Raw genomic sequence first — 9,088 nt, 5'->3', positions numbered from 1 at the left:
GTGTTCCCAGCTTATCAGAGGTTTTCCGCTCCGTTTTCCGGAGTTTCATTCATTCCGATTCGCTTTCGCCTTTCGGCGCTCCCGAACTCTACCAGAGTTTCTCGGCCTGTTTTCCCCGCCCCATTCGACTCGAACGAATTCGAATCCGGAGCGAAGCCGCACGACCGTGGGGCAACCCGGAGAACATTACGCACCGGGCTGCCCCAGGTCAAATCAGGTCGTGCCTCAGACCTCGACGACGACCGGGACGATCATCGGGCGGCGGCGGTAGTTGTCCGCGACCCACTTGCCGATGATCCGGCGGACCAGCTGCTGGACCTGGCGGACCTCCAGGACGCCCTCGTTCGCGGAGCGGGTCAGGGCCTCCTCCAGCTTGCCGGCGATCGCGTTGAACGCACCGTCATCGATGCCGGAGCCGCGGGCCTGGATGGTGGGGCCGCTGACCATCTTGCCGTTGGTGGAGTCGACCACCACGAAGACCGAGATGAAGCCCTCCTCGCCGAGGATCCGGCGGTCCTTGAGCGAGGCCTCGGTGATGTCGCCGACGGAGGAGCCGTCGACGTAGACGTAGCCCGCCTGGACCTTGCCGACGACCCGGGCGACGCCCTTCTCCAGGTCCACGCAGACGCCGTCCTCGGCGAGGACGACGCGGTTGCGCGGGACGCCGGTGGCGATGCCGAGGTCGGCGGCGGCGCGCAGGTGGCGCCATTCGCCGTGGACCGGCATCAGGTTCTTGGGCTTGCAGATGTTGAAGAAGTACAGGAGTTCGCCGGCCGAGGCGTGGCCGGAGACGTGCACCTTGGCGTTGCCCTTGTGGACGACCTTGGCGCCCCAGCGGGTGAGGCCGTTGATGACGCGGTAGACGGCGTTCTCGTTGCCAGGGATCAGCGAGGAGGCGAGGACGACGGTGTCGCCCTCGACGATGCGGATCTGGTGGTCGCGGTTGGCCATCCGGGAGAGTGCGGCCATCGGCTCGCCCTGGGAGCCGGTGCAGATGAGCACCACCTCCTTGTCGGGGAGGTCGTCGAGGGTCTTGACGTCGACGAGCAGGTTGCCGGGGACCTTGAGGTAGCCGAGGTCGCGGGCGATGCCCATGTTGCGGACCATCGAGCGGCCGACGAAGGCGACCTTGCGCTTGTACTCGTGCGCGGCGTCCAGGACCTGCTGGATGCGGTGCACGTGGCTGGCGAAGGAGGCGACGATGATGCGCTTGTCCGCGTTGGCGAAGACGTTGCGCAGGGCCGCGGAGATGTCGCGCTCGTGCGGGATGAAGCCGGGGACCTCTGCGTTGGTGGAGTCCACCAGGAGGAGGTCGATGCCTTCCTCGGCCAGCTTGGCGAAGGCGGGGAGGTCGGTGAGCCGGCCGTCCAGCGGGAGCTGGTCCATCTTGAAGTCACCGGTGGCGACGACCATGCCCGCGGGGGTGCGGACGGCGACCGCGAGGGCGTCCGGGATGGAGTGGTTGACCGCGATGAACTGGCAGTCGAAGGGGCCGATCCGCTCGCGGTCGCCCTCCACGACCTCCAGGACGTAGGGGTGGATGCGGTGCTCGGCGAGCTTGGCCTCGATCAGGGCGAGGGTGAGCTTCGAACCGATCAGCGGGATGTCCGGGTTCTCCCGGAGCAGGTAGGGCACGGCACCGATGTGGTCCTCGTGGCCATGGGTCAGGATGATGCCGTCGATCTTGTCGAGGCGGTCCCGGATGTAGCTGAAGTCGGGGAGGATCAGGTCGACGCCGGGCTGCTCGTCCTCGGGGAAGAGCACGCCGCAGTCGACGATCAGGATCCGGCCGCCGTACTCGAGGACCGTCATGTTGCGGCCGATCTCACCGAGTCCGCCGAGCGGGGTGATGCGGAGGGCGCCTTCCTTGAGTGCGGGGGGCGCGCCGAGTTCGGGGTGGGGGTGGCTCAAAAGACTCTCCTCACGACGCACGCCATATGCCCGGGGGGTTCCTCTCCCGGCTGCATATGGCGTGCGTCCATCGTGGTTACCTGACTGCCGATGTGCCGCGCGCCTTCGGTCCCGGTCCAGCGGCGGACCCGGGTGGGTCCGGCGAGCCGGGGGCGCGCACGTCTGTTGTTGGTTACAGGTGTACCCCGCCGGCGGCGAGATCCTCCTTCAACCGGGCGGTCTCCGCGTCCGTGGCGGGGACCAGGGGCAGCCGGAGCGGTCCGGCCGGGTGTCCCTGCAGGTTCAACGCCGCCTTCGAGAGGATCACTCCCTGGGTGCGGAAGATTCCGGTGTAGACCGGCAGCAGGGTCTGGTGGACGGCGAGCGCCTTGGCGGTGTCGCCGGCCGTGAAGGCCTCGATCATGGTACGGATCTCGCGGGCGACGACGTGGCCGACCACGCTGACCACGCCGACGGCTCCGACCGAGAGCAGCGGCAGGGTCAGGACGTCGTCGCCGGAGTACCAGGCGAGGTCGGTGCGGGCGACGGCGTGGGCGGCCGCGGCGACGTCGCCCCTGGCGTCCTTGTTGGCGACGATCCGGGGGTGCTCGCCGAGGCGGACCAGGGTGTCGAGTCCGAGGGCGACGCCGCTCCGGCCGGGGATGTCGTACAGCATGACCGGCAGCTCGGTGGCGTCGGCCACGGCGACGGTGTGCTGGTACAGCCCCTCCTGCGGGGGCTTGCTGTAGTACGGGGTGACGGCGAGCAGGCCGTGCGCACCGGCGGCCGCGGCCTGGCGGGCGAGCTCGATGCTGTGCCGGGTGTCGTTGGTGCCGACTCCGCTGATCACGTGGGCGCGGTCTCCGACCGCCTCGACCACGGCCCGGGCCAGCTGGGCCTTCTCCGCGTCGGTGGTGGTGGGCGATTCGCCGGTGGTGCCGTTGAGCACCAGGCCGTCGTTGCCGGAGTCCACCAGGTGGGCGGCGAGGCGCTGGGCGCCGTCGAGGTCGAGGTCGCCTTCGGGGGTGAACGGGGTGACCATCGCGGTCAGGACCCGGCCGAAGGGCGTCTGCGGTGTGGAGGTCGGAGCCATGGGTCCAAAGCTACTCGTAGGGCGGTGGTCGGTAGCCACGCAGGTCCAGGGTTTGGACAGTCCGGAGCCGTGGGGAAGGCGCCGGATTCCGGGCCGGACATGGGATTCCGGTGCTGCGCGCTCGGGGGTTCACGCAGCACCGGAATCCGTGTCCTGAGCGTATGGAGCGGCCGAGAAAGCCGCAATCCAGACATGCCGGACAGTCCGGCCATCTGCCCGTCGGTGCAGGTCAGCGGGCGGGCGGCGGCCCGGGGCGGAAGGCCGCACGGGTGAGCGCCACCGGCCCGGCCCCCGACGCCCCGTCAGGCCGTCAGACCTTGCGCCAGCCCGGCACCCAGGCGCCGTCCTCCACGGTGTAGTCGCCGAACAGCGACGGGGCCTCCTTGGCCATCAGCTCGCCGATCTTGCCGAACAGCAGCCGGATCTCCTCCTCGGCGCCCGGTGCGGTGCGGTTCTCGATGACGTGCCGCAGGGTGCGGACGTTGGCCGTCCAGACCAGGCCGGTGGCCAGGCCCTCGGGGGCGAAGCGGCGCATGAAGGAGGTCTTCTCCTTCTTCTCGTGGAAGGGCACGCCCTCCTCGTCCAGCCCGAAGTGGCCGGCCATCCAGTGCTGGAACTCCTCGATCTGCTGCATCAGGCCGGTGGCCCGGCCCATCAGCTCCTCGTCCTGCTGGGCCCACTCGGGGAACCAGAACGGGATGTCGTCGAGGCGGACGAAGCGCAGCGACTCCTGGGAGACCGCGACGCCGGCCCGGTGCCGGACCAGCTCGTGGGTGACCACCCGGCTGACGTTGTGCAGGACGAAGGTGAAGGAGACGTGCTCCAGCACCGAACCGTGCGCGCTGGCCAGGATGTTCTTGAGGTAGGCGTCCTGGTCGGTGCGGACCTTGGTGACGTTCGGGTTGAGGCCCGGCTTCCAGGAGCGGTAGCAGATCCGGCCGGCGAACTCGGCCAGGTTCTGGGCGTCGTCCAGGTCGCCGCGGTCGACCCGCTCCAGCCAGCTCTCGCCGCCGACGTCCCGGAGGTAGGCGGAGACCTCGTCGTAGTCGAGTTCGGGGCGGGCGATGAGGTGGACCTGGGGCTCTACTGCGCGCATGGGAGAACGTCCTGGGGGGTTCGGGAGGATTCCGGGTCAGTCTACGGCGGCGGGCGAAGCCCCCCGGTCGTGCAGCTTGATGGCGTGCTGCATGGCCTTGCGGGCCCGCGGCACGTCGCCCGCGTCCGCGTACGCCACCGCCAGGCGGAAGAAGTTCCGCCAGTCGGTGGGGTCGGCCTCGGCCTCGGCCTTGCGGCGGGTGAACACCGCGTCGGCCGAGGCGCGGTCGATCCGGCCGCCGGCGGTGCGCTTCAGCTCGTCGACGGGCAGGCCGCCCTCGGCCTCCAGTTCGCGGGCGAGCCGCTCGCCGGCCCGGCCGAAGCGGACGGTCTGGACGAGGAACCAGACGCCGATGACCGGGATGACGAAGGCGCACAGGCCGATGCCGATGCCCAGCGGCTTTCCGGTGGCGACCAGTTGGACGCCCTCGCCGATGCAGACCAGGCCGACCAGCAGCAGGACGGCGGAGAGGGCGAAGAAGCCGGTGCGGGAGGTCATGTCACAGGTCCAGGAAGTGTTCCAGGCCGAAGGTGAGGCCGGGGTGGTCGGCGATCTTCCGCGCGCCGAGCAGGATGCCGGGCATGAAGCTGCTGTGGTGCATGGAGTCGTGCCGGATCGTGAGGGTCTCGCCGGTGTCGCCGAACATCACCTGCTGGTGGGCCAGCAGGCCGCGCAGCCGCACCGCGTGCACCGGGACGCCGTCCACGTCGGCGCCGCGGGCGCCGGGCAGGCCGTGGGTGGTCGGGTCGTGCTGCGGGGGCAGGCCGGCCTCGGTGCGGGCGGCGGCGATCAGCTGGGCGGTGCGGGTGGCGGTGCCGGAGGGGGCGTCGGCCTTGTTGTCGTGGTGGAGTTCGATCACCTCGACGGACTCGAAGTACCGGGCGGCGAGCTGGGAGAACTTCATCCCGAGGATCGCGCCGATGGAGAAGTTCGGGGCGATCAGCAGGCCCAGTCCGGGTGCCTTCGCGAGCAGGCCGCGGACGGTCTCCAGGCGCTCCTCGGTCCAGCCGGTGGTGCCGGTGACCACGTGGATGCCGTGGGTGAGGCAGTAGTCGAGGTTGGCCATCACCGAGTCGGGGTGGGTGAGTTCGACGGCGACGTCGACCCGGGCCTCGGTGAGTTCGGCCAGGTCGGAGCCGCGGCCCAGGGCGGCCACCAGTTCCATGTCCTCGGCGGCCCCGACGGCCTTGACGGCCTCCGAGCCGATCCGGCCCCTGGCGCCGATCACGGCGACGCGCAGCGTCATGTCAGTCTTCCTCTCAGGCCGGTCGGTCAGACCAGCAGGTCGGCGAGCTTGGCGGCCCGCCGGTCGTTGATCGGGCCGATCAGGGCGAGCGAGGGGCGGTGCGCCCCCAGCACATCACGGGCGACGGCGTGCACGTCGTCCAGGGTCACCGCGGCGATCCTCCCGAGCATCTCGTCCACCGACAGGTGGTGGCCGTAGGAGAGTTCGGCCTTGCCGATCCGGTTCATCAGCGAGCCGGTGTCCTCCATGCCGAGCACGGTGGAGCCGGAGATCTGGCCGATGGCGCGGCGCAGCTCCTCCTCGGTGATGCCCTCCGCGACGACCCGGGCGAGCTCGGCCCGGCAGATCTTCAGCACCTCCTCGACCCGCTTGGGCTGGCAGCCCGCGTAGATGCCGAACAGGCCGGTGTCGGCGTACGAGGAGGAGTAGGAGTAGACGGAGTACGCCAGGCCGCGCTTCTCCCGGACCTCCTGGAACAGCCGGGAGCTCATGCCGCCGCCGAGGGCCGCGTTGAGCACGCCGATCGCCCAGCGGCGCTCGTCGTGGCGCGGCACGCCGGGGACGCCGAGGACCAGGTGGGCCTGCTCGGTGGGGCGGTTGAGGACGGCGGCGCGGCCCGCGGTGCGGACCGCCCTGACGCCGCGGCGGACCTCGGCGGGGTGGCCCTCGGACTTGGCCAGGACGGGCGCGAAGGCCTGCTCGACCAGCTTGACCACCTTGGCGTGGTCGAGGTTCCCGGCGGCGGCGACCACCAGGTTCTCCGGCTTGTAGCGGCGCCGGTAGAAGCCCGCGATCTGGTCGCGGGTGAGCGCGGTGACGGTCTCCTGGGTGCCCAGGATGGGGCGGCCGAGCGGGGAATCACCGAAGATCACCTTGGCGAACAGGTCGTGCACCACGTCGCCCGGGTCGTCCTCGGCCATCGCCATCTCCTCGAGGATGACGCCGCGTTCGGACTCCACGTCCTCGGGGCGGACCAGCGAGCCGGTCAGCATGTCGCAGACCACGTCGATGGCGAGCGGCAGGTCGGTGTCCAGGACCCGCGCGTAGTAGCAGGTGTTCTCCTTGGCGGTGAAGGCGTTCATCTCGCCGCCGACCGCGTCCAGCGCGGCGGAGATCTCCAGGGCGTCGCGCCGGGCGGTGCCCTTGAAGAGCAGGTGCTCCAGGTAGTGGGTGGCGCCGTTGAGGACGGGCGTCTCGTCGCGGGAGCCGACGCCGACCCAGATGCCGAAGGTGGCGCTGCGCACCGTCGGGAGGGTCTCGGTGACGACCCGCAGGCCGCCGGGGAGCACCGTACGGCGGACGGTGCCCGCGCCGTCGGTGCCCTTGAGCAGGGTCCGGGTGGTTCCGGGGCGCTGCTTCGCCGCCGAGGCCTGGGCCACGGGTGTTCCTTCCAACTGCTGCTTCATGAACGGGGCTTCTGCGAACGGGGTGCGGCCCGCACGCGCCGGTGGGGCGTGCGGGCCGCGGGGTGCTACCGGGAGGTCACTCGGAGGCGGCGGCCTCGCCGCCCTCCTCGCCCTCGACGACCGGGATCAGCGACAGCTTGCCGCGCGGGTCGATCTCGGCGATCTCGACCTGCACCTTGGCGCCGACGGCGAGCACGTCCTCGACGTTCTCGACGCGCTTGCCACCGGCCAGCTTGCGGATCTGCGAGATGTGCAGCAGACCGTCCTTGCCCGGCATGAGCGAGACGAAGGCGCCGAAGGTGGTGGTCTTCACCACGGTGCCCAGGTAGCGCTCGCCGACCTCCGGCATGGTCGGGTTGGCGATCTGGTTGATCGTCGAGCGGGCGGCCTCGGCGGCCGAGCCCACGGAGGCGCCGATGTAGATGGTGCCGTCGTCCTCGATGGTGATCTCGGCGCCGGTGTCCTCCTGGATCTGGTTGATCATCTTGCCCTTGGGGCCGATGACCTCGCCGATCTTGTCCACCGGGATCTTGATGGTGATGATCCGCGGCGCGTTCGGGGACATCTCGTCCGGCGCGTCGATGGCCTCGTTCATGACGTCGAGGATGTGCAGGCGGGCGTCCTTGGCCTGCTTCAGCGCGGCGGCCAGCACGGAGGCCGGGATGCCGTCGAGCTTGGTGTCGAGCTGCAGGGCGGTGATGAAGTTGCGGGTGCCGGCGACCTTGAAGTCCATGTCGCCGTACGCGTCCTCGGCACCGAGGATGTCGGTGAGGGTCACGTAGTGGGTCTCGCCGTTGATCTCCTGGGAGATCAGGCCCATCGCGATGCCCGCGACCGGGGCCTTCAGCGGCACGCCGGCGTTCAGCAGCGACATGGTGGACGCGCAGACCGAGCCCATCGAGGTCGAGCCGTTGGAGCCGAGCGCCTCGGAGACCTGGCGGATCGCGTAGGGGAACTCCTCGCGGGTCGGCAGGACCGGGAGGATCGCCCGCTCGGCGAGGGCGCCGTGGCCGATCTCGCGGCGCTTGGGCGAGCCCACGCGGCCGGTCTCGCCGACCGAGTACGGCGGGAAGTTGTAGTTGTGCATGTAGCGGCGACGGGTCTCCGGGGAGAGCGTGTCGAGCTGCTGCTCCATGCGCAGCATGTTCAGCGTGGTGACGCCCAGGATCTGGGTCTCGCCGCGCTCGAACAGGGCCGAGCCGTGCACCCGCGGGATGGCCTCGACCTCGGCGGCCAGGGTGCGGATGTCGGTGACGCCGCGGCCGTCGATGCGGACCTTGTCCTTGATGACGCGCTCGCGGACGATCTTCTTGGTCAGCGCGTTGTAGGCGGCGCTGATCTCCTTCTCGCGGCCCTCGAACTCCGGGAGCAGCTTGTCGGCGGCGACGCCCTTGATGCGGTCCAGCTCGTTCTGGCGCTCCTGCTTGCCGGCGATGGTGAGCGCCTTGGCGAGCTCGTCCTTGACGGCGGAGGTCAGCGCGGCCAGCACGTCGTCCTGGTACTCCAGGAAGCGCGGGAACTCGCCGGTCGGCTTGGCGGCCTGCTTGGCGAGCTGGGACTGCGCGGCGCACAGCACCTTGATGAAGGGCTTCGCGGCCTCCAGACCGGCGGCGACGACCTCCTCGGTGGGCGCCTCGGCGCCGCCCTCGACCAGCTTGATGGTCTTGTCGGTGGCCTCGGCCTCGACCATCATGATCGCGACGTCGCCGTCCGGCAGGACGCGACCGGCGACGACCATGTCGAAGACGGCCGACTCCAGCTCGGAGTGGGTCGGGAAGGCCACCCACTGGCCGTTGATCAGCGCGACGCGGACGCCGCCGATCGGGCCGGAGAACGGCAGGCCGGCCAGCTGGGTGGAGGCGGAGGCCGCGTTGATGGCCACCACGTCGTACAGGTGGTCGGGGTTGAGCGCCATGACGGTCACGACGACCTGGATCTCGTTGCGCAGGCCCTTGACGAAGGACGGGCGCAGCGGGCGGTCGATCAGGCGGCAGGTCAGGATCGCGTCCTCGGAGGGGCGGCCCTCGCGACGGAAGAACGAGCCGGGGATGCGGCCGGCGGCGTACATCCGCTCCTCGACGTCCACCGTGAGGGGGAAGAAGTCGAAGTGCTCCTTGGGCTGCTTCGAGGCGCTGGTGGCCGACAGCACCATGGTGTCGTCGTCCAGGTAGGCCACGGCGGAGCCGGCGGCCTGACGGGCCAGGCGGCCGGTCTCGAAGCGGATGGTGCGGGTACCGAAGCTGCCGTTGTCGATGACGGCCTCGGCGTAGAAAACGTTCTCTTCCACCTGGAAGATCTCCTCTTTCGTACGTCTCCCCAGGAGCGCCCCTGCGCTTGCCTGCCGTGGCCCGGGCAGC

At 70.3% G+C, this 9,088-nt stretch carries 7 protein-coding genes; all 7 read right to left on the bottom strand.

The window, feature by feature from the left end; all coding sequences use genetic code 11:
• Nucleotides 1–225: 225 nt before the first annotated feature.
• The 7 genes from OO57_RS20290 to OO57_RS20260 all read right to left on the bottom strand — a co-directional run bounded on the left by OO57_RS20290 (nt 226) and on the right by OO57_RS20260 (nt 9,018).
• Nucleotides 226–1,911, bottom strand: a complete 1,686-nt coding sequence (locus OO57_RS20290) for a ribonuclease J (RefSeq protein WP_033253978.1) — start codon at nt 1,909–1,911, stop codon at nt 226–228.
• Nucleotides 1,912–2,083: 172 nt separating this feature from the next.
• Nucleotides 2,084–2,983 carry a 4-hydroxy-tetrahydrodipicolinate synthase gene (gene dapA / locus OO57_RS20285; protein WP_033253977.1) on the bottom strand — a complete coding sequence of 300 codons (900 nt, stop codon included), beginning with the start codon at nt 2,981–2,983 and terminating at the stop codon, nt 2,084–2,086.
• Between the two features lie 310 nt (nt 2,984–3,293).
• Entirely contained in the window at nt 3,294–4,079 is a 786-nt protein-coding gene (gene thyX / locus OO57_RS20280) for an FAD-dependent thymidylate synthase (protein WP_033253976.1), read from the bottom strand.
• A gap of 36 nt (nt 4,080–4,115) precedes the next feature.
• Nucleotides 4,116–4,577, bottom strand: a complete 462-nt coding sequence (locus tag OO57_RS20275; RefSeq protein ID WP_033253975.1) for a membrane protein — start codon at nt 4,575–4,577, stop codon at nt 4,116–4,118.
• A gap of 1 nt (nt 4,578) precedes the next feature.
• The gene (dapB, locus tag OO57_RS20270; protein WP_033253974.1) at nt 4,579–5,325 is read right to left on the bottom strand and encodes a 4-hydroxy-tetrahydrodipicolinate reductase; all 747 of its coding nucleotides are present in this window, start codon (nt 5,323–5,325) and stop codon (nt 4,579–4,581) included.
• 26 nt (nt 5,326–5,351) lie between these two features.
• Nucleotides 5,352–6,731: a M16 family metallopeptidase gene (locus OO57_RS20265; RefSeq protein WP_033253973.1), complete on the bottom strand. Its 1,380-nt coding sequence runs from the start codon at nt 6,729–6,731 to the stop codon at nt 5,352–5,354.
• 76 nt (nt 6,732–6,807) lie between these two features.
• Nucleotides 6,808–9,018, bottom strand: a complete 2,211-nt coding sequence (locus tag OO57_RS20260) for a polyribonucleotide nucleotidyltransferase (protein ID WP_033253972.1) — start codon at nt 9,016–9,018, stop codon at nt 6,808–6,810.
• Nucleotides 9,019–9,088 lie beyond the last annotated feature (70 nt).

It is taken from the genome of Kitasatospora phosalacinea, from assembly GCF_000717185.1.
In the GTDB taxonomy this organism is placed as follows: domain Bacteria; phylum Actinomycetota; class Actinomycetes; order Streptomycetales; family Streptomycetaceae; genus Kitasatospora; species Kitasatospora phosalacinea_A.
The sequence above is the reverse complement of the archived record's forward strand: the minus strand, read 5'-3'. Positions and strand labels throughout refer to the sequence as shown.